General features: G+C 62.8%; 20 protein-coding genes. 19 read left to right on the forward strand and 1 reads right to left on the reverse strand.

Annotated elements, in window-relative coordinates:
* Positions 1-65: 65 nt before the first annotated feature.
* The 15 genes from C7443_RS14270 to C7443_RS14335 all read left to right on the forward strand — a co-directional run bounded on the left by C7443_RS14270 (position 66) and on the right by C7443_RS14335 (position 15,803).
* Positions 66-923 (forward strand): 3-hydroxybutyryl-CoA dehydrogenase, encoded by an 858-nt coding sequence (locus C7443_RS14270; RefSeq protein ID WP_110019295.1) that lies wholly within the window; start codon positions 66-68, stop codon positions 921-923.
* Between the two features lie 7 nt (positions 924-930).
* Positions 931-1,716 (forward strand): enoyl-CoA hydratase-related protein, encoded by a 786-nt coding sequence (locus C7443_RS14275; RefSeq protein ID WP_110019296.1) that lies wholly within the window; start codon positions 931-933, stop codon positions 1,714-1,716.
* A gap of 418 nt (positions 1,717-2,134) precedes the next feature.
* Positions 2,135-3,127, forward strand: a complete 993-nt coding sequence (locus tag C7443_RS14280; RefSeq protein ID WP_110019297.1) for an oxidoreductase — start codon at positions 2,135-2,137, stop codon at positions 3,125-3,127.
* A gap of 112 nt (positions 3,128-3,239) precedes the next feature.
* The gene (locus C7443_RS14285; RefSeq protein ID WP_246004679.1) at positions 3,240-5,150 is read left to right on the forward strand and encodes an AMP-dependent synthetase/ligase; all 1,911 of its coding nucleotides are present in this window, start codon (positions 3,240-3,242) and stop codon (positions 5,148-5,150) included.
* A gap of 10 nt (positions 5,151-5,160) precedes the next feature.
* Positions 5,161-5,952, forward strand: a complete 792-nt coding sequence (locus C7443_RS14290) for an ABC transporter ATP-binding protein (RefSeq protein WP_110019299.1) — start codon at positions 5,161-5,163, stop codon at positions 5,950-5,952.
* Between the two features lie 87 nt (positions 5,953-6,039).
* Positions 6,040-6,921: a branched-chain amino acid ABC transporter permease gene (locus tag C7443_RS14295; RefSeq protein WP_110019360.1), complete on the forward strand. Its 882-nt coding sequence runs from the start codon at positions 6,040-6,042 to the stop codon at positions 6,919-6,921.
* A gap of 28 nt (positions 6,922-6,949) precedes the next feature.
* Positions 6,950-8,014 (forward strand): branched-chain amino acid ABC transporter permease, encoded by a 1,065-nt coding sequence (locus C7443_RS14300; protein ID WP_110019300.1) that lies wholly within the window; start codon positions 6,950-6,952, stop codon positions 8,012-8,014.
* Positions 8,015-8,126: 112 nt separating this feature from the next.
* A complete protein-coding gene (locus tag C7443_RS14305) occupies positions 8,127-9,443 on the forward strand; it encodes an ABC transporter substrate-binding protein (RefSeq protein WP_110019301.1) in 1,317 nt (438 codons plus the stop codon).
* A gap of 80 nt (positions 9,444-9,523) precedes the next feature.
* Complete coding sequence (locus C7443_RS14310) at positions 9,524-10,351, forward strand: ABC transporter ATP-binding protein (RefSeq protein WP_110019302.1); 828 nt, start codon at positions 9,524-9,526, stop codon at positions 10,349-10,351.
* Between the two features lie 14 nt (positions 10,352-10,365).
* Positions 10,366-11,601 (forward strand): phenylacetate--CoA ligase family protein, encoded by a 1,236-nt coding sequence (locus C7443_RS14315; RefSeq protein WP_110019303.1) that lies wholly within the window; start codon positions 10,366-10,368, stop codon positions 11,599-11,601.
* 29 nt (positions 11,602-11,630) lie between these two features.
* Positions 11,631-13,583 carry an acetoacetate--CoA ligase gene (locus C7443_RS14320; protein ID WP_110019304.1) on the forward strand — a complete coding sequence of 651 codons (1,953 nt, stop codon included), beginning with the start codon at positions 11,631-11,633 and terminating at the stop codon, positions 13,581-13,583.
* Between the two features lie 117 nt (positions 13,584-13,700).
* Positions 13,701-13,970, forward strand: coding sequence for a hypothetical protein (locus C7443_RS20580; RefSeq protein ID WP_110019361.1), 270 nt, complete (start codon positions 13,701-13,703; stop codon positions 13,968-13,970).
* A 338-nt stretch (positions 13,971-14,308) separates the two neighbouring features.
* Complete coding sequence (locus tag C7443_RS19935) at positions 14,309-14,866, forward strand: hypothetical protein (protein ID WP_146213310.1); 558 nt, start codon at positions 14,309-14,311, stop codon at positions 14,864-14,866.
* Between the two features lie 185 nt (positions 14,867-15,051).
* On the forward strand, positions 15,052-15,372 hold the full coding sequence (locus tag C7443_RS14330) for a hypothetical protein (protein WP_110019305.1): 321 nt from the start codon (positions 15,052-15,054) through the stop codon (positions 15,370-15,372).
* 101 nt (positions 15,373-15,473) lie between these two features.
* Positions 15,474-15,803 carry a hypothetical protein gene (locus tag C7443_RS14335; protein WP_110019306.1) on the forward strand — a complete coding sequence of 110 codons (330 nt, stop codon included), beginning with the start codon at positions 15,474-15,476 and terminating at the stop codon, positions 15,801-15,803.
* A 185-nt stretch (positions 15,804-15,988) separates the two neighbouring features.
* On the opposite strand, the gene C7443_RS19940 is transcribed toward C7443_RS14335, so the two are convergent.
* Positions 15,989-16,474 carry a hypothetical protein gene (locus C7443_RS19940; protein ID WP_146213311.1) on the reverse strand — a complete coding sequence of 162 codons (486 nt, stop codon included), beginning with the start codon at positions 16,472-16,474 and terminating at the stop codon, positions 15,989-15,991.
* 245 nt (positions 16,475-16,719) lie between these two features.
* Between C7443_RS19940 and C7443_RS19945 the strand changes: the two genes are divergently transcribed.
* The 4 genes from C7443_RS19945 (at position 16,720) to C7443_RS14355 (ending at position 18,900) form a co-directional block, all read left to right on the forward strand.
* Positions 16,720-17,205 carry a hypothetical protein gene (locus C7443_RS19945; RefSeq protein ID WP_146213312.1) on the forward strand — a complete coding sequence of 162 codons (486 nt, stop codon included), beginning with the start codon at positions 16,720-16,722 and terminating at the stop codon, positions 17,203-17,205.
* A 49-nt stretch (positions 17,206-17,254) separates the two neighbouring features.
* Positions 17,255-17,749: an ankyrin repeat domain-containing protein gene (locus tag C7443_RS14345; protein WP_170123628.1), complete on the forward strand. Its 495-nt coding sequence runs from the start codon at positions 17,255-17,257 to the stop codon at positions 17,747-17,749.
* Positions 17,750-18,112: 363 nt separating this feature from the next.
* Positions 18,113-18,448 (forward strand): hypothetical protein, encoded by a 336-nt coding sequence (locus tag C7443_RS14350; protein ID WP_146213313.1) that lies wholly within the window; start codon positions 18,113-18,115, stop codon positions 18,446-18,448.
* Positions 18,449-18,567: 119 nt separating this feature from the next.
* On the forward strand, positions 18,568-18,900 hold the full coding sequence (locus C7443_RS14355) for a hypothetical protein (RefSeq protein ID WP_110019309.1): 333 nt from the start codon (positions 18,568-18,570) through the stop codon (positions 18,898-18,900).
* Positions 18,901-18,908 lie beyond the last annotated feature (8 nt).

Genomic DNA, 18,908 nt, shown 5'->3' on the forward strand with positions numbered 1-18,908 from the left:
TCCGTATGCGTTATGCTCCGCGTGCCCATACGGGAAAACCCTTATTCGCAGTGGAGAAGTTACCAGTGGAAATCAAGAAGATTGGCGTCGTTGGCGCCGGCCAGATGGGCAACGGTATTGCGCAGGTCAGTGCTGCCGCCGGCTATGAAGTCATCATGCGTGACATCAACGATGCCGCTGTCGCCCGCGGCATGGCCACGATCGCCAAGAGCCTCGACCGCCTGCTCACCAAGGGCAAGATCAGCGCCGAGGACAAGGCGCAGACGCTGGCGCGGCTGAGCGGTGTCACCGACGTCGCCGCGCTCGCCGACTGCGACATCGTCATCGAGGCCGCGACCGAGAACGAATCGCTGAAGCTGTCGATCTTCCGCGAACTCGACGGCATCGTGAAGCCGGAAGCGATCCTCGCCAGCAACACCTCGTCGATCTCGATCACCCGCATCGCCGCCGCGACCAAGCGCCCGCAGCAGGTCATCGGCATGCACTTCATGAACCCGGTACCGATGATGCAGCTGGTGGAGATCATCCGCGCGCTGCAGACCAGCGACGCGACCTATGCCGCCACCGAGGCGCTGGCCAGTGCCGTCGGCAAGACCCCGGTCGAGGTCAAGGACAGCTTCGGCTTCGTCTCCAACCGCGTGCTGATCCCGATGATCAACGAGGCGGTGTACTGCCTGTACGAGGGCATCGGCACGCCCGAGGCGATCGATACCGTCATGAAGCTCGGTATGAACCACCCGATGGGGCCGCTGACGCTCGCCGATCTGATCGGCCTCGACACCTGCCTGTCGATCATGGAAGTGCTCTACGAGGGCTTCAACGATTCCAAGTACCGGCCGTGTCCGCTGCTCAAGCAGATGGTCGACGCCGGCTACCTGGGCCGCAAGTCGGGCCGTGGTTTCTACGACTACAGCGCGAAGTGAGGCCGGCATGAGCTACGAAAACGTCCTCCTCGACGAGATCGAAGCCGGCATCTGGGTGCTGACGGTCAACCGTCCGCATGCGCTCAACGCCCTCAACAGCGCCACCATCGCCGACATCGGCGCCGCGCTGCAGGCGGTGGCGGCGAATGCCGCGGCGCGCGTGCTGATCGTCACCGGCGCCGGGGAAAAAGCCTTCGTCGCCGGTGCCGACATCAAGGAGATGTCGGCCTTCAGCGGCGTGCAGGGCCAGGACTTCTCCCGGCGCACGATGGCGGTGTTCCGCTCGCTGGAGACGCTGTCGATCCCGACCATCGCCATGGTCAACGGCTACGCGCTCGGCGGTGGCAACGAGCTGGCGATGAGCTGCGACTGGATCATCGCCGGTGACAACGCCGTGTTCGGCCAGCCGGAAGTCGGTCTCGGCGTCACCCCGGGCTTCGGCGGCACGCAGCGCCTGACGCGGCTGGTCGGCCGCGCCCGTGCGCTCGAACTGATCCTCACCGCCCGCAACGTCAAGGCCGCCGAGGCGCTGACGCTCGGTCTGGCCAACCACGTCTATCCGGCTGCCGAGCTGCGCGAGCAGGTGCTCAAGCAGGCGCGGATGATCGCCAGCCGCGGCCCGCTCGCCGTCAAGCTCGGCAAGGAGGCGGTGCAGCGCGGTCAGGATCTCGATCTCGACAACGCCTGCCAGTTCGAGGCTCAGGTCTTCGGCCTGTGCTTCTCGACGGCGGACCAGAAAGAGGGCATGGCCGCCTTCATCGGCAAGCGTCCGGCGGCATTCCGCGGCGAGTGAGCGGCGGCGCTGCCTGAAGGGTTCCCTCGTCCCGGTCTCCGGGGCGAGGGGCGATGCAGCGCGGGTGAGGGCGACGCCCGAGCCCGCGCTTCAAACCCTCTCCCGCGCGGAGAGGCGCTGGCGGCTGGAAAGCGGCTCCGGCGGCTTCATCTGCTGTTGGTTGCTGGATGCCGTGCTATGACGAATGGAGCGGCGGGCACCCCCGCGGCCTGCCACGGAGCGGGATGCATGAAGCGGCTGGGCGAGGGCGGCACTGCCGGGCCTGAGCCGTACGGTTTTTGAACCTTCTCCCGACGGGAGAGGGCCGGGGCGCGGGCTGAGCAACAGACCCGCCCGCACCGGCGCCTGCGGGCGACGGCAACGATGAAAACGCAGCCAACGGCAACGACCGATCGGCGCACGACTGGAGAGATTGAGGATGGAGAACTTCCGTGCCTTTCGGGCGCACCGGGAGGACGGCCGCGTCGTGTCGCGGCTGGAGACCCTGACGCTTGCCGACCTGACGCCGGGTGACGTGGTGATCCGCGCCGCGTGGTCGGACATCAACTTCAAAGACGCCCTCGCCAGCGGCGGGGCCGGCCGCATCCAGAAGCGCTTTCCGCTGGTCGGCGGCATCGACGTCGCCGGACACGTCGCGGCTTCGAGCGATCCGCGTTTTCGCGAAGGCGACGCCGTGCTGGTGATCGGCTGCGGGCTCGGCGAGGACTTCGATGGCGGCTATGCCGAATACGTGCGTGTGCAGGGCGACTGGATCGTGCCGCTGCCGCCCGGGCTGACGCTGCGCGAATCGATGGCGATCGGCACGGCCGGTTTTACCGCGGCGCTCGGCATCGTGCGCATGGAAGACGCTGGGCAGACGCCCGAGCTCGGCCCGGTGCTGGTCAGCGGCGCGACCGGCGGCGTCGGCAGTTTCGCCATCGACATGCTCGCCGGCAGCGGCTACGCCGTGGCCGCGCTGACCGGCAAGCTGGCCGAGGCCGATTACCTGCGCCGGCTCGGCGCCGGCGAGATCGTCGATCGCAACACGCTGGAGCTCGGCAGCAAGCCGCTGGAGCGCGCGCGCTGGGGCGGTGCCGTCGACAACCTCGGCGGCGAGGTGCTCACCTACATGACACGCACCGTGCGCCCCTACGGCAGCATCGCCGCGATCGGCCTCGCCGCCAGCCATACGCTGCAGACCACGGTGATGCCGCTGATCCTGCGCGGTGTCAGCCTGCTCGGCATCAACTCCACCTACGCCCCGGAAGCGCTGCGCGAGCGCACCTGGCGGCGCCTCGGCGAAGACCTCAAGCCACGCCATCTCGGCCTGATCGCGACCACAGAAGTCGCACTGGACGAGCTGCCGGGCGCCTTCGATGACTACCTGCGCGGCACCGTCACCGGGCGGCGCGTGGTGCGCATCGGCGTCTGAGCGCAGCGGCGCTTGCATCACCACCACCAGAGGAGACGGGCAATTGAAGGCGACGGTGCAGACGGCCGGCGGCCCGCCGGCGGGCGCGGACACCTTTCCCAAACTCTTGCTGATGCATGCACGCGAGCGGCCCGGACGGCCGGCGATCCGCGAGAAGGATCTCGGCATCTGGCAGGAATGGAGCTGGGAGCAGATGGCGGCCCAGGTGCGCGCGCTGGCCTGCGGGCTGGCGGCGATGGGCTTCGGCCGCGGCGACAAGCTGGCGATCGTCGGCGACAACCGCCCGCGGCTGTACTGGGCGATGGCGGCGGCGCAGACGCTCGGCGGCGTGCCGGTGCCGCTGTATCAGGACGCGGTGGCCGAGGAGATGGCCTACGTGCTGGCCGACGCCGACATCCGCTTCGCCGTGGTCGAGGATCAGGAGCAGGTCGACAAGCTGCTCGAAGTCAAGGATCGCTGCCCGCAGCTCGAATGGATCATCTATGAAGATCCGCGCGGCATGCGCCACTACCGCCAGCCCTGCCTGCGCGCCTACGCGCAGGTGCAGAGCGACGGCCGGCAGTTCGAGATCGGCCAGCACGAGTTCTTCGAGCGGGCGGTGGCGCGCACCCGCGCCGACGACATCAGCGTGATGCTCTACACCTCGGGCACCACCGGCAAGCCCAAGGGTGTGGTGCTGACGCACGAGGCGTTCATCGTCACCGCGCGCGCCGGCGTCGAGCGCGAGGGGCTGGATGATCGTGACGAGGTGCTGGCCTACCTGCCGATGGCCTGGGTCGGTGATCACCTGTTTTCGTATGCACAGAGCTACGTCGCCGGTTTCTGCGTCTCCTGCCCGGAAGGCGCGAGCACGGTGATGACCGACATGCGCGAGATCGGGCCGAGCTACTTCTTCGCGCCGCCGCGGGTGTTCGAGAACCTGCTGACGCAGGTGATGATCCGCATGGAAGACGCCGGCGCCTTCAAGCGGCGGCTGTTCCATTACTTCATGGAACTGGCGCGGCGCGTCGGTACGGCGATCCTCGACGGCCGGCCGGTGTCGACCGGCGAGCGCCTGCAGTACGCGCTCGGCCGCGTGCTGGTCTACGGGCCGCTGAAGAATGTGCTCGGCTTCTCGCGCATCAAGCTCGCCTACACCGCCGGCGAGGCGATCGGCCCGGAAATCTTTGATTTCTTCCGCGCGCTCGGCATCAACGTCAAACAGTTCTACGGCTCGACCGAGACCGCGGCGACGATCTGCGTGCAGCCCAACGGTCAGGTGCGGGCGGACACCGTCGGCGTGCCGGCGGCCGGCGTCGAGGTGCGCATCGCCGACAGCGGCGAGGTGCTGGTGCGCTCGAAGGGCACCTTCCACAGTTATTACAAGCGCCCGGACGACACCGCCGAGGCCAAGGACGCCGAGGGCTGGCTGCACACCGGCGATGCCGGCTACTTCGATGACGAGGGCCACCTGCGCATCATCGACCGCGCCAAGGATGTCGGCAAACTCGCCGACGGCACGCTGTTCGCGCCGAAGTTCATCGAGAACAAGCTCAAGTTCTTCCCCTTCATCAAGGAGGCGGTGACCTTCGGCGACCAGCGCGAATACGTCGCCGCCTTCATCAACATCGACCTCGAAGCCGTCGGCAACTGGGCGGAGAAGCGCGGTCTGGCCTATTCCGGCTACACCGACCTCGCCGCGCAGGACGTCGTCTACACGCTGGTGCGCGAGTGCATCGAGAAGGTCAACGCCGATCTCGCCGCCGACAGCCGCCTGTCGGGCTCGCAGATCAAGCGCTTCCTGGTGCTGCACAAGGAGCTCGACGCCGACGACGGCGAGCTGACGCGCACGCGCAAAGTGCGCCGGCGCTTCATCGCCGAGCGCTACGCGACGCTGATCGAGGCGCTGTATTCGGCGCGCGCGCAGGCGAGCTTCGAGAGTGAGGTGCGCTTCGAGGACGGACGCAGCGGCCTGCTGCGCGCCGATCTCAAGCTGCGCGAGGCCGAGCGCTTCGGCGTGCACGAGCTGCGCAAGGCGAGCTGAGGGGACGACGATGACCGCTACATCCCGCAACATCGGCTCGACGCTGCTCGACGTGCGCAACATCACGCTGCGCTTTGGCGGCGTGAAGGCGCTCACCGATATCAGCCTCGCCGTGCGCGAGCACGAGATCTGCTCGATCATCGGTCCCAACGGCGCTGGCAAGAGCTCGATGCTCAACGTCATCAACGGCGTCTACCACCCGCAGGAAGGCCAGATCACCTACCGCGGCGTGCCGCGCCGGCGCATGAAGGCGCACGAGGCGGCGCGCCAGGGCATCGCCCGCACCTTCCAGAACATCGCGCTGTTCAAGGGTATGAGCGTGCTCGACAACCTGATGACCGGGCGCAACCTGATGATGAAGACCAGTTTCATCCAGCAGGCGCTGCGCTGGGGCGCGGCCGAGCGCGAGGAGCTGGAGCACCGCGAAAAGGTCGAGCGGATCATCGACTTCCTGGAGATCCAGTCGGTGCGCAAGACGCCGGTCGGGCGGCTGCCCTACGGCCTGCAGAAGCGCGTCGAGCTCGGCCGCGCGCTGGCGGCGGAACCCTCGCTGCTGCTGCTCGACGAGCCGATGGCCGGCATGAACCTCGAAGAAAAAGAGGACATGTGCCGCTTCGTGCTCGACGTCAACGACGAGTTCGGCACCACGATCGTGCTGATCGAGCACGACATGGGCGTGGTGATGGACATCTCCGACCACGTCGTCGTCCTCGACTACGGCAAGAAGATCGGCGACGGCGCACCCGGCGAGGTGCGCAACAACCCCGAAGTCATCGCCGCCTACCTCGGCACCAGTCACTGAAGCGCCGCGCCCGCGGGCGCGCGCCATCGACACCGCGCGCCGGCCGGGCGCCGCGCGCCGCTTCTGCGTGAGGGTTCATCCGTGGAACTGATCTTTTTCTTCGAGGTGCTGGTCGGTGGCCTGCTCGCCGGCATCATGTACTCGCTGGTCGCGCTCGGCTTCGTGCTGATCTACAAGGCCTCCGGCGTCTTCAACTTCGCGCAGGGCGCGATGGTGTTCTTCGCCGCGCTGGCCTTCGTCAGCTTCCAGTCCTGGGGCTGGCCGTTCCCGCTGGCGCTGCTGGCGGCGCTGGCGACGATGATCGTAGTGGCGCTGGCCACCGAGCGCGTGGTGCTGCGCAAGCTGGTCAACCAGCCGCCGATCACGCTGTTCATGGCCACCATCGGCCTGACCTTCGTGCTTGAAGGCCTGGCGCAGCTGATCTTCGGCACCGACGTGCACCGCCTGGAGCTCGGCATCCCCGACGATCCGCTGGAGATCCAGGGCATGCTGATCTCGACCTTCGACCTGATCGCCGCCGGCGTCGCCGCGCTGCTGGTGGTCGCGCTGGGTGTGTTCTTCCAGTACACGCGCGTCGGCCGCGCACTGCGGGCGGTGGCCGATGACCACCAGGCGGCGCTGTCGATCGGCATCCCGCTGCAGCACATCTGGGCGATCGTCTGGGCGGTGGCCGGTTTCGTCGCGCTGGTCGCCGGCCTGCTCTGGGGGGCGCGGCTGGGCGTGCAGTTCGCGCTGACGCTGGTCGCGCTGAAGGCGCTGCCGGTGCTGATCCTCGGCGGCTTCACCTCGGTGCCGGGGGCGATCGTCGGCGGCCTGATCATCGGCGCCTCGGAAAAACTCGCCGAGGTCTACGTCGGCCCCTTCGTCGGTGGCGGCATCGAAAACTGGTTTGCCTACGTGCTCGCGCTCGGCTTCCTGCTGGTACGGCCCGAAGGGCTGTTCGGCGAACGCCACATCGACCGCGTCTGACGCCCGCATCCAAGGATCTCCCGCGACCATGATCTACCGCGAATCCGGACAGTTCAAAACCAGCTACCGCGCCGACCAGGCGATCTTCCCGATCCCGCAGGACCGCTATGCGCTGTTCGCGCTGCTGGCCTTCGCCTTCATCGCCGTGCCGCTCGGCGCCAACGACTACTGGCTCGGCTCGATCCTCATCCCGTTCCTGATCCTGTCACTGGCCGCGCTCGGCCTGAACATCCTCACCGGCTACTGCGGCCAGCTCTCGCTCGGCTCGGCGGCGTTCATGGCGGTCGGTGCCTACGCCGCCTACAACTTCCAGCTGCGCCTGCCGGAGCTGCCGCTGCTGCTCGACTTCCTGCTCGCCGGGCTGGTCGCCGCCGCGGTCGGCATCGTCTTCGGTGTGCCCAGCCTGCGCATCAAGGGCTTCTACCTGGCGGTGGCGACGCTCGCCGCGCAGTTCTTCATCGAGTGGGCGCTGACCAAGTTCGGCTGGTTCTCCAATCACAGCGCCTCCGGCGTCATCAGCCCGCAGCCGATGACCATCCTCGGCTACACGCTGACCACGCAGGCCGACAAATACCTGCTGGTGCTCGGCATCGTCAGCGTGCTGGCGCTGCTGGCGAAGAATCTGGTGCGTTCGGCGACCGGGCGGGCGTGGATGGCGGTGCGCGACATGGACGTGGCCGCCGAGGTCATCGGCATCCGCATCCTGCACACCAAGCTGCTGGCCTTCGCCGTCAGCTCGTTTTATTGCGGGGTGGCCGGCGCGCTGTGGGCGTTCGCCTACCTCGGCACCGTCGATGCGCAGGCCTTCGATCTCAACCGCTCTTTCCAGATCCTGTTCATGGTGATCATCGGCGGCGTCGGCAGCATCCTCGGCTCTTTTCTCGGTGCGGCCTTCATCGTGCTGCTGCCGATCCTGCTCAATCTGCTCGGCCACCTGTTCGGCGGCGCCGTGCGCCAGGACGTGCTCTCCAATCTGGAGCTGATCACCTTCGGCGCGCTGATCATCTTCTTCCTGATCGTCGAGCCGCACGGGCTGGCGCGGCTGTGGCAGATCACCAAGGAAAAACTGCGCCTGTGGCCGTTCCCGCACTGAGGGCGGGCCGCGACGCGACACCAGGGATGGCGGGCGCACGCCGCCCGCAGGGCACGGAAGTCACCGCCCTTCGAGGGCATCCACCGTCAAGAACGAGCATGAGGAGAACACCATGACGATGCGCAAGACGCTGCTGGCGATCGGGCTGGCGATCGGCCTGAGCCCGGCCGCCTTTGCCGACGGCGAACAGTTCATCCCGATGACCAGCTACCGCGTCGGCCCGTACGCGGCCGGCGGCACCGGCGTGTTCGGTGGCTTCATCGACTACATCAACCTGATCAACGCCCGCGACGGCGGTGTCGGCGGCGTCAAGCTGACCTACAGCGAGTGCGAGACCGAGTACAAGACCGACCGCGCCGTCGAGTGCTACGAGCGGCTCAAGGGCGAGGGGCCGAGCGGGGCGTCGATGTTCAACTTCGTCGCCACCGGGCCGGTCTACGCGCTGCTCGAACGCTCGGTGACCGACAAGATCCCGCTGGTGTCGATCGGCTACGGCCGCGCCGATGCCGCCGACGGCCGCGTTTTCCCCTACGTGTTCCCGCTGATGACCACCTACTGGTCGCAGAACACCGCGAAGATCCGCTTCATCGGCAGCCGCGAAGGCGGCATGGACAAGCTCAAGGGCAAGAAGATCGTCAACCTCTACCACGACTCCGCCTACGGCAAGGAGACGCTGCCGATCCTCGAAGCGCAGGCGAAGAAGTACGGCTTCAGCCTGGTCAGCATTCCGGTGCCGGCACCGGGCAACGAGCAGCAGGCGCAGTGGCTGCAGATCCGCCGCGAGCGTCCCGACTGGGTGATCCTGCGCGGCTGGGGCATCATGAATCCGACGGCGATCCAGCAGGCCGCGCGCGTCGGCTTCCCGCGCGATCACATGGTCGGTGTCTGGTGGGCCGGTGCCGAGGAGGACGTGATCCCCGCCGGCGATGCCGCCAAGGGCTATATCGCCGCCGGCCTCAATCCGGCCGGCGACCAGTTCCCGGCGGTGCAGCAGATCAAGGAGCTGCTCTACAAGACCGGCAAGGGCAACATGAATGACCCGGCACGCGTCGGCAGCATCTACTACAACCGCGGCATCGTGCACGGGGTGCTCAACGTCGAGGCGATCAAGGTCGCGCAGGACAAATTCGGCCACCGCCCGCTGAGCGGCGAGGAAGTGCGCTGGGGTCTCGAACATCTGAACCTGACCCACGAGCGGCTCAAGGAACTCGGCGTCGACGGTCTGCTGCCGCCGATGAAGACCAGCTGCCTCGATCACGAAGGTCAGGCGCCGGTGATCTTCTCGCAGTGGGACGGTCGCAAGTGGAACGTCATCTCCGAGCACGTCGATACCGATCAGGCGCTGGTGCGGCCGCTGGTCGAGGAATCGGCCGCCAAGTACGCCGCGGAAAAGGGCATCAAGCCGCGCGACTGCAGCCAGGAAATGTGAGCGCCTGATCCGTTCGCGCCGCCGCCCGTGCGGCGGCGCCCGTTCCCGATCGCCCACGCCCGTCCCGAGGTGCCGCCCCGATGAGCGCAACCGAATCCCCGGCCAGCACGCCGCTGCTGGCGGTCAACAACATCGAAGTGATCTACGACCACGTCATCCTGGTGCTCAAGGGCGTGTCGCTGGCGGTGCCCGAGGGCGGCATCGTCGCGCTGCTCGGCGCCAACGGCGCCGGCAAGACGACGACGCTGAAGGCCGTTTCCAACCTGCTCGGTGCCGAGCGCGGCGACGTCACCAAGGGCGCGATCCACTTTCGCGGCGAGCGCGTCGACCAGCTGACGCCGGCCGAGCTGGTGCGCCGCGGCGTGGTGCAGGTGATGGAGGGGCGCCACTGCTTCGCGCACCTGTCGATCGAGGAGAACCTGCTGACCGGCGCCTACACGCAGGCGCTGTCACGCAGTGAGCTCAGGGACGCGCTGGAGCGCGTCTACCACTATTTCCCGCGCCTGAAGGAGCGCCGTGCCAGCCAGGCCGGCTATACCTCGGGAGGCGAGCAGCAGATGTGCGCGATCGGCCGCGCGATCATGGCGCGGCCGGCAATGATCCTGCTCGACGAGCCCTCGATGGGGCTCGCGCCGCAGATCGTCGAGCAGATCTTCGAGATCGTGAAGGATCTCAATGTCCGCGAGCGCATCAGCTTCCTGCTTGCGGAACAGAACACCATGGTCGCCCTGCGCTACGCGGACTTCGGCTACATCCTGGAAAACGGCCGGGTCGTCATGGAAGGGTCCGCGCAGGCGCTGGGCAGCAACGAAGACGTCAAGGAGTTCTACCTCGGCCTCGCCAGCGAGGGCCGCAAGAGCTTCCGTGACGCCCGGTCATACCGCCGGCGCAAACGCTGGCTGGCCTAGGAGCACGCCGCATCATGCCTCCCTATTTCGACGATCTCGAAACCCGCTCGCCGGAGGCGCGCGTCGCCCGGCAGCTCGCCGCCCTGCCGGCGCAGCTGATCAATGCGATCAGCCATGCGCCGGCCTTCGCCCGCATCCTCGACGGCGTGGTGCCGGCGCAGGTCGATACGCTGGCGGCGCTGGCGCAGCTGCCGGTGACACGCAAGTCGGAGCTCGTCGGACTGCAGCGTGAAAACCCGCCGTTCGGCGGCTTCGCCACCCGCCCGGTCGGCCTGCTGGCGCGGGTGTTCCAGTCGCCTGGCCCGATCTATGAGCCCGAGGCCCGCCGCGCCGATTACTGGCGCTTTGCGCGGGCGATGTTCGCCGCCGGCTTCCGTGCCGGCGATCTGGTGCACAACACGTTTTCGTATCACTTCACGCCGGCCGGCTTCATGATCGAGAGCGGCGCCGCGGCGCTCGGCTGCTGCGTGTTCCCGGCCGGCACCGGCAACACCGAGCTGCAGGTGCAGGCGATCAGCGAGCTGCGCCCGAACGGCTACGTCGGCACGCCGGGCTTTCTGCGCATCCTTCTCGAACGCGCGGCGGAGCAGGGCAGCGATGTCTCCAGCCTGAGCAAGGCGCTGGTCTCCGGCGAGGCGCTGCCGCCGAGCCTGCGCGCGCAGTTCGCCGAACGCGGCGTGCAGGTGCGCCAGTGCTACGCCAGCGCCGATCTCGGCGTCATCGCCTACGAGAGCAGCGCGCAGGACGGCCTGATCATCGATGAAGGCGTCATCGTCGAGATCGTCCGTCCCGGCACCGGCGAGCCGCTGCCCGACGGCGAGGTCGGCGAAGTCGTCGTCACCACGCTCAACCCCGATTACCCGCTGATCCGCTTCGGCACCGGCGACCTGTCGGCGATCCTGCCGGGGCTGAGTCCGTGCGGGCGTACCAACCGCCGCCTGCGCGGCTGGCTCGGCCGTGCCGACCAGACCACCAAGGTCAAAGGCATGTTCGTCCACCCCGGCCAGATCGCCGCCGTGCTCAAGCGCCACCCCGAACTCGGCCGCTGCCGCCTCGTCGTCGACCGCGCCGGGCACGAGGACCTGATGACCCTGCACTGCGAATGTGCGCAGGCCGACGCCCGCCTGGCCGAAGCCGTTGCCGGCAGCCTGCGCGAGCTGACCAAGCTGCGCGGCCGCGTCGAGCTGGTCGCGCCCGGCAGCCTGCCCAACGACGGCAAGGTCATCGACGACGTGCGCCGCTACGACTGATTTCTTCCCTCCTTGTCCAGGACCGCATCATGAATACCCCCCTCTGGCAACCCAGCCCCGAGCGCATCGCCCGCGCCCAGCTCAGTGCCTTCCGTGCCCAGGTCAACGCCACTCATGGCCTCGCGCTCGCCGACTACCCGGCGCTCTACGCCTGGTCGATCGCCGAACCGGCGGCGTTCTGGGAGGCGGTGTGGGACTTCGGCGGGGTGATCGGCGAGCGCGGTGCGCGCACGCTCGTCGAAGCCGGGCGCATGCCGGGGGCGCAATGGTTCCCGGATGCCTCGCTCAACTTCGCCGAGAACCTGCTGCGCCGGCGCGACGAGGCCGAGGCCATCGTGTTTCGCGGCGAGGACCGCGCCGCCAGCCGCCTGAGCCATGCCGAACTCTACGCGGCGGTGTCGCAGTGCGCGCAGTGGCTGCGCGAGGCCGGTGTCGGCGAGGGTGACCGGGTGGTGGCGATGCTGCCGAACCTGCCGGAGACGGTCATCGCCATGCTGGCGGCGACCTCGCTCGGCGCGATCTGGTCCTCGTGCTCGCCGGACTTCGGCGTCGCCGGCGTGCTCGATCGCTTCGGTCAGATCGAACCCAAGGTGCTGATCGGCTGCGCCGGCTATTTCTACAACGGCAAGGCGCACTCGACGCTGGACAAGCTCGCGGCGATCCGCGCTGAGCTGCCGAGCGTGGTGCGCGTGCTGGTGGTCGGCTACGCCGAGCCGCAGGCCGAGGTCAGCGTCATCGCCGATGCCGAGCGCTTCGATACGGCGCTGGCACGCTTTGCCGCCGGTGAGATCGCCTTCAACCGCGGCCCGTTCGATCGCCCGCTCTACATCATGTTCAGCTCCGGCACCACCGGCGTGCCCAAATGCATCGTCCACGGCGCCGGCGGCACGCTGCTGCAGCACCTCAAGGAACACCAGCTGCACACCGACGTGCGCCCCGACGAGCGGGTGTTCTACTTCACCACCTGCGGCTGGATGATGTGGAACTGGCTGGTCAGCGCGCTGGCCGCCGAGGCCACGCTGCTGCTCTACGACGGCTCGCCGTTCCTGCTGCACGGCCGTGTGCTGTTCGACTACGCCGAGCAGGAGCGCATGCACGTGTTCGGCACCTCGGCGAAGTTCATCGACGGCTGCGCCAAGCTCGGCCTGGTGCCGCGCGACAGCCATGATCTGTCGAGCGTGCGCGCCATCCTCTCCACCGGCTCGCCGCTGCTGCCGGAGAGCTTCGACTACGTCTACCGCGAGGTGAAAGGCGACGTGCAGCTGAGCTCGATCTCCGGCGGCACTGACATTGTCTCCTGCTTCGCACTCGGTAACCCGGTGCTGCCGGTATGGCGCGGCGAACTGCAGTGCCGCGGCCTCGGCCTCGCCGTCGAAGTCTGGAACGATGCCGGCGTCGCCGTGCGCGAGGAAAAGGGCGAACTGGTGTGCACCGCCCCGTTCCCCTGCATGCCGCTGTGCTTCTGGAACGATACCGACGGTGCCAAATACCGCGCCGCCTACTTCGAAACCTTCCCCGGCGTCTGGTGCCACGGCGACTACGTTGAACTCACCGCCCACGACGGCCTGATCATCTACGGCCGCTCCGACGCCGTGCTCAACCCCGGCGGCGTGCGCATCGGTACCGCCGAAATCTACCGCCAGGTCGAGCGCCTGCCCGAAGTCACCGAAAGTCTGGTCATCGGCCAGGACTGGGCCGGCGACGTGCGCGTCGTGCTGTTCGTGCAGCTGCGTGAAGGCATCACGCTCGACGAAGCCCTGCGCGAGCGCATCCGCCGCCAGATCCGCGCCAACACCACCCCGCGCCACGTCCCCGCCAAGATCGTCCAGGTCAGCGACATCCCGCGCACCAAGAGCGGCAAGATCGTCGAGCTGGCGGTGCGCAACATCGTCCACGGCCGCCCGGTGAAAAACCTCGAAGCCCTCGCCAACCCCGAAGCGCTGAAGCTGTACGCGGGGCTGGGGGAGCTGGGGGAGGAATAGGCGTATCCCCCCTCACCGGCGCGGCGTGCGCCGGTGAGGGGGATCACAGGCGCTCACTTTGGAACGGCTGAGGATGCGGATGTCGGGGGGGCTGCCCTGCATGTAGCGATGGCCGTAATGACAACTTCCACCATAACAACGCTCGCAGCTCGCGCCATCAAGCCACAGGATGTTCGGCCCAATGGCCCACTGACTACTCCGCGCCGCTTCGGCGTCTATGAGCTGCTATCGCCTACACCAGATACACGCCGGTTCCGCTTCGGCAACCATCCGGTCAGGCTCTATGAACTGGAGCGCGAGCGGGGCTCCTGCAGGTTGCTGTACCCGTTCCTTCAGCGTGCGGATGTAGAGGTAATGGCTTCCGCACTCAACGGGCGTGAGCCTTAACGATTTATTCAAGCCGATACCGTTTCACGGCTCGGCTTAATTCAGGTGTTATGTCTAAACAAACGCGGCACGGATGGGCGGATCATGGGGTAGAAGGCCTTCCCAATTTGCGGGAAAACGTCTCCTGCTGCCGAGTTCAGCTATGGCAACAGGGACAGCCGCTCTTACTGTCGCGCATGCAACCAGGAAAGAGGGCGGCGTACGCCATTGGCGGCGTAAAAGCCGCAACTTAGTTTCGTGAGGAGCAACGGGCCAAGTGGCGACGTTGATGCCTAGATAATCATTCAAATTAACGCTTTTTTTTCATTTTAGATTAAACGTTAGAGGATGTTGTGATTTTGTCTGGCTCCATAAAAACTCAGGGCATCCCAGTTACCGACAGCCCGAACAACGATGCTTTTGAGGCAATCGTTGAGGTCTACTATCAGGTGCGGGGTTACATTACATCTGCTGGAAAGTGGTTTTGGGTTTGGGAAGACGAAAAGAAGCAGAGAGGGTATCAAGACATTGACGTGCTCGCTGTTTCTGGAGATGAAACTATAATTATCAGTGCCACCTCGAATCTTGATGATAGAGTCAATACGAAATCGGGCCGTGCAAACGACGAAATGCTTAATAAATTAAAAGAGCATTTTAACCGATTTAAACAGTACCTCAATAGAGTAGATCAATACCGCTGGATGGTTCACGAAAAAAGGACAGTTTGCCCCATCGTTGTTTACAATCACGCATTTCCTAATACTTTGGTTCTAATTCAAAAGACTCTCCTTGATGCTGGAATTGAAGTTGTCTCGTCTAAAGAAATTCTTAAAGCTCTCTCGGAGCACGCTGGCCAGCCAAACTTGAGGATACAGAATCAATTGCTTCGCACTATTCAGCTGCTTGGATCGAAATAGTCTTTCAATAAAGTAGACCACCTGAAAGCTGCGTTTACAGGTTCCCTTTATGTTTCGCGCTTTGGTGGTGGTTACCTCAAATGTTGGGTCTCACAAACCGCGAAATTGATTGAATTTATTAAGCTGAAAATAGAGCATCTATTTCAGCCATTATGCCGGATTGCCAATGTTGGGCTCAGGTGCCTATGAAATACCGTCTGTTCTCATCCGTCGTTTGCACGGCTTTTTCTTGTATGGCGATCGCGGCTTCGCTGGATATGAAGGCGCCTTTATGGCTTGCGGCCTGGGGGGCCTATCTGATCATTCTGGTTTTCTGGATCAAAAATAATCGCGCGCCCATGATGCTGTTGGTCGTGGGCACTGTGCTTGGTCTGGTTTCAGTGGTCAGTTCGCCATTTTTTATCGCGTTGCTGTGGGCGTTGCCTGCCATCGCGCTGATGCTTCATGTGATCAAATGTTCACTGCCGATTTCCAGCCGGGCGAGTCAATCGAATGAATCGCTATAAGCCATGAATTACACGCGCTGGCTCAACGGGCGAGTGCTCGGGCATGTTCGGCCTTGCTATGCGGATGCGGGCAGGGTGATTTTGAATTTGATGGACGAGCGATGAAAACCACCACGGCCGCTATTGGCATCCTCGCTGCGGCGCTGCTCGTCAGCAATGTCTGGTGGGCTTATCGCTTATTGGATGCCGGTGTTTCGTATACCTATCAGGGCGCGTCGCTGGAGGAGTCTCAGCAGGCGCTCGCGCAAGCGCTGGCGGTCATCGATGCGCTGGGGGCGGAGCGGCGCTCGCGTGAGCAAGTCGTGCAGGCGGTGCAGGCTGCCTGGCCGTCGGTGGAGCCGTTTGAAAAGGACGGTGTTCTGTGGGTCGGCCGTCTTGGTTTGCGTTTCGATGCGGCGGGCCGGCTCATCGAGGCCACGACGGACCCTTAGCCGCGCTGATGTTTCGGCTATTACCTCAGGTGCCCCAGTGGCAGTGCGCCCTGCTGCTTGAACGTCTGAATAATGAAGTTGCTGCGGATGTCGCTGGTGCCGGGGATTTTAAATTGTGAGTACAGCTTCGATGACCGCAAAACAGCATATCAAAAAATAAGTACTTAAATATGCGGTGTTTTTTATTAAAAAAACGCCGTGGAACGATTTGCCATTACCGTTGTTTGGTATAAATCTTTTATACAGATTGCCTTCTGTTCCTCAATATGAGGCGGCATATTTAAAACTATCTGACTTTCACAAAACATGGAGTATTGAAAACCAATGTAAACATCACTGTGGCAGTGATGTGCCACTGTTCTTGCCAGCATGCTGATTACAGCGGTTGCGAATGCAACACCTGTACTTATCCGCTGCCATAGCCTCACCAAGCTCGTCCAAGTCAGCAACATCCACGCAGCAAGAGCAACAATGTCGTCGAGCTGGCGGTACGCAACATCGTCCACGGTCGCCCGGTGAAAAACCTCGGAGTCCTCATCAACCAAGAGGCTGACGCGGTACGGGGCGCTGGAGGATGACCAAGTTTGACGTAAGCCTGTAGCCGACACGACGGCTGCAGCGGTGAGTGTTGCACAGACGATGTGCTGGTCGACGATGAACCGAGCGACCAACTTTCGGATCGATGTCACAACCCTTATCGAGCGGGTACTCCTCTATCGCTCAGCTCTCGCAGCCCAGTTCATTGACCACATTTGCTGAGGGCTTCAAGGCTTATGCGGTGCAGCAAGAGGTGTTGGATGCGGCAGTCAAGGTGTTACTCCTAAAAATAAATTTTATTTAATTCCTTGATAGTGCTTTGGCTAAAGCAATTAATTGCTATTGTGGATGTTCCCTATCATTCATTGCAGGAATATTCATGTCGGGTAATTTTATAACCTTGCGTAACTTTAATGAAAGCGAGCTCATTTTCGATGATGTTGAAACAAAAGAAATCTTAAGGTTTTTCTTTCGGCATCATCAGCAGCGCATTGATGTCGTAGAAATAACGACGGCCCTTCGCAATTTCGCTCAAGGGCTGCTCGTTGAAGCAGTCGATGCAACCTATGCGCTCGGTTATATCGAAATTCTATTGACCACGTTTCACAAGCCTGGGGACGGAATAAAAAAAGCGCTTATGAAAATCGGTAAAAAAGCTGCCCGATATTGGTTTAAACACGCGACTGATCGCAGCCTTCACAATGCAAAAATCGCAGAAGCGGTGAGAAGACAACTCTCCTATGCATTTGCAACGTCCATGCAAGAGCTGCTTGATGGAGTAGCTATTGGGCAACCGTGTAAAAAGCTATTTCTTGCATATATCCAGTATGATCGCCCCTCAAAAACAGGAACCGTGTGGGGTTGATATGCGTAAAGGTTGGAGGGGTTCACTATGGGTTGTAGCGATACTCGTCGTGTTGTCTTTCGGCGTGTGGGCATATTATGTTTCCATTTATTTTAAACACATCTATACGCTCACCGCCTGCAGTCAAGGGCAAATCGCCTTAATTCCAAAGTCTCTTTGTCGGACATATCTTTATCATTTTCGTGGAACTAAAAATGATATTGATCAAATCAATTATGATGGCAGCCTGTTTGAGATTATTTCGGGTTTCGAGAAGGAGGATCAAACTAAGCTGCTGAGCTTTTTTATTGAAAAAGGTGTTGGTATCAATGAACTGAATGGAAGAACCGGCACTAGTCCACTGCATGAAGCTGTACTTGACAATAATTTAGAAGTGACAGAGCTCCTTCTGACTCATGGCGCTAATCCTTTAGTCAAAGATAAGAAGCGAAGCTTGACTCCCCTTGATCTTGCCCTTCAATTGAAAGGCAGGCGAGGTCAGCCTGACCGAACGGCTGTAATCGAGTGCCTCGAACGTACACTACAGAACTACGACACTCACTAACTGTTCTTAATAATACCTGCAGAACTTGAGCACATATAGAACAGCCGTAGCCGTGATGATTTTTACTATAAAAAAGGATGTTGGTGGTTTTGTTGAAGCGCGAAATTAATTGTTTCATGCTGGCGCTGAACAAAAATAAAAATTTTTATGGGCTTTTGTTTTTATTTGCAGTTGGTGTTGTGTGGGGTATGTCGCGCAACCATGATTATTTGAATACCTGAATGCATTTCTATTTCATAATAAAAATGCTGCATTCGATGCCGCACTATTGTCGAATTACTCACGAGTGCATAGCTATATATGATGTATCTCATACGACCATTATCTCGCCGCTGTGGGTAAATAGTGTGGCGGTATAGATACTTGCTTGGTCTTGATAACATTTGGCGTGCAGAACATGACGCATTGTCTGTTTTCATCCGTCGGTTGCACGGCTTTTCTTTTATGGCGATCGTGGCTTCGTTGGATATGAAGGCGCCTTTATGGTTTGCGGCCTGGGGGGCTTATCTGATCATTTTGATCTTCTGGATCAAAAATAATCGCGCGCCCATGATGCTGTTGGTCGTGGGCACGGTGCTTGGGCTGGCTTCGGTGATCAGTTCGCCATTTTTTATCGCGCTGCTGTGGGCGTTGCCCGCCATCGCGCTGATGCTTCATGTGATCAAATGTTCACTGCCGATTTCCAGTCGGGTGAATTAATCAAATGAATCGCCATAAGCCATAAACTACACGGGCTGGCTCAACGGGCGAATGCGTGGGTATGTTCGGCCTTGCTATGCGGATGCGGGCAGGGTGATTTTGAATTTGATGGGCGAGCGATGAAAACTACCACGGCCGCTATTGGCATCCTCGCTGCGGCGCTGCTCGTCAGCAATGTCTGGTGGGCTTATCGCTTATTGGATGCCGGTGTTTCGTATACCTATCAGGGCGCGTCGCTGGAGGAGTCTCAGCAGGCGCTCGCGCAAGCGCTGGCGGTCATCGATGCGCTGGGGGCGGAGCGGCGTTCACGTGAGCAGGTCGTGCAGGCGGTGCAGGCTGCCTGGCCGTCGTCGGTGGAGCCGTTTGAAAAGGACGGTGTTCTGTGGGTCGGCCGTCTTGGTTTGCGTTTCGATGCGGCGGGCCGGCTCATCGAGGCCACGACGGACCCTTAGCCGCGCTC

It is taken from the genome of Plasticicumulans acidivorans, assembly GCF_003182095.1.
GTDB lineage: Bacteria > Pseudomonadota > Gammaproteobacteria > Competibacterales > Competibacteraceae > Plasticicumulans > Plasticicumulans acidivorans.

Bases quoted from the DNA above. Each gene is read 5' to 3' on its own strand.
- C7443_RS14300 (WP_110019300.1), top strand. From the start codon at position 6,950: ATGATCTACCGCGAATCCGGACAGTTCAAAACCAGCTACCGCGCCGAC.
- C7443_RS14330 (WP_110019305.1), top strand. From the start codon at position 15,052: ATGAAATACCGTCTGTTCTCATCCGTCGTTTGCACGGCTTTTTCTTGT.
- C7443_RS14320 (WP_110019304.1), top strand. From the start codon at position 11,631: ATGAATACCCCCCTCTGGCAACCCAGCCCCGAGCGCATCGCCCGCGCC.
- C7443_RS14280 (WP_110019297.1), top strand. From the start codon at position 2,135: ATGGAGAACTTCCGTGCCTTTCGGGCGCACCGGGAGGACGGCCGCGTC.
- C7443_RS14355 (WP_110019309.1), top strand. From the start codon at position 18,568: ATGAAAACTACCACGGCCGCTATTGGCATCCTCGCTGCGGCGCTGCTC.
- C7443_RS14315 (WP_110019303.1), top strand. From the start codon at position 10,366: ATGCCTCCCTATTTCGACGATCTCGAAACCCGCTCGCCGGAGGCGCGC.
- C7443_RS14335 (WP_110019306.1), top strand. From the start codon at position 15,474: ATGAAAACCACCACGGCCGCTATTGGCATCCTCGCTGCGGCGCTGCTC.
- C7443_RS14275 (WP_110019296.1), top strand. From the start codon at position 931: ATGAGCTACGAAAACGTCCTCCTCGACGAGATCGAAGCCGGCATCTGG.
- C7443_RS19945 (WP_146213312.1), top strand. From the start codon at position 16,720: ATGTCGGGTAATTTTATAACCTTGCGTAACTTTAATGAAAGCGAGCTC.
- C7443_RS14310 (WP_110019302.1), top strand. From the start codon at position 9,524: ATGAGCGCAACCGAATCCCCGGCCAGCACGCCGCTGCTGGCGGTCAAC.
- C7443_RS20580 (WP_110019361.1), top strand. From the start codon at position 13,701: ATGACAACTTCCACCATAACAACGCTCGCAGCTCGCGCCATCAAGCCA.
- C7443_RS14290 (WP_110019299.1), top strand. From the start codon at position 5,161: ATGACCGCTACATCCCGCAACATCGGCTCGACGCTGCTCGACGTGCGC.
- C7443_RS14305 (WP_110019301.1), top strand. From the start codon at position 8,127: ATGACGATGCGCAAGACGCTGCTGGCGATCGGGCTGGCGATCGGCCTG.
- C7443_RS14285 (WP_246004679.1), top strand. From the start codon at position 3,240: ATGCATGCACGCGAGCGGCCCGGACGGCCGGCGATCCGCGAGAAGGAT.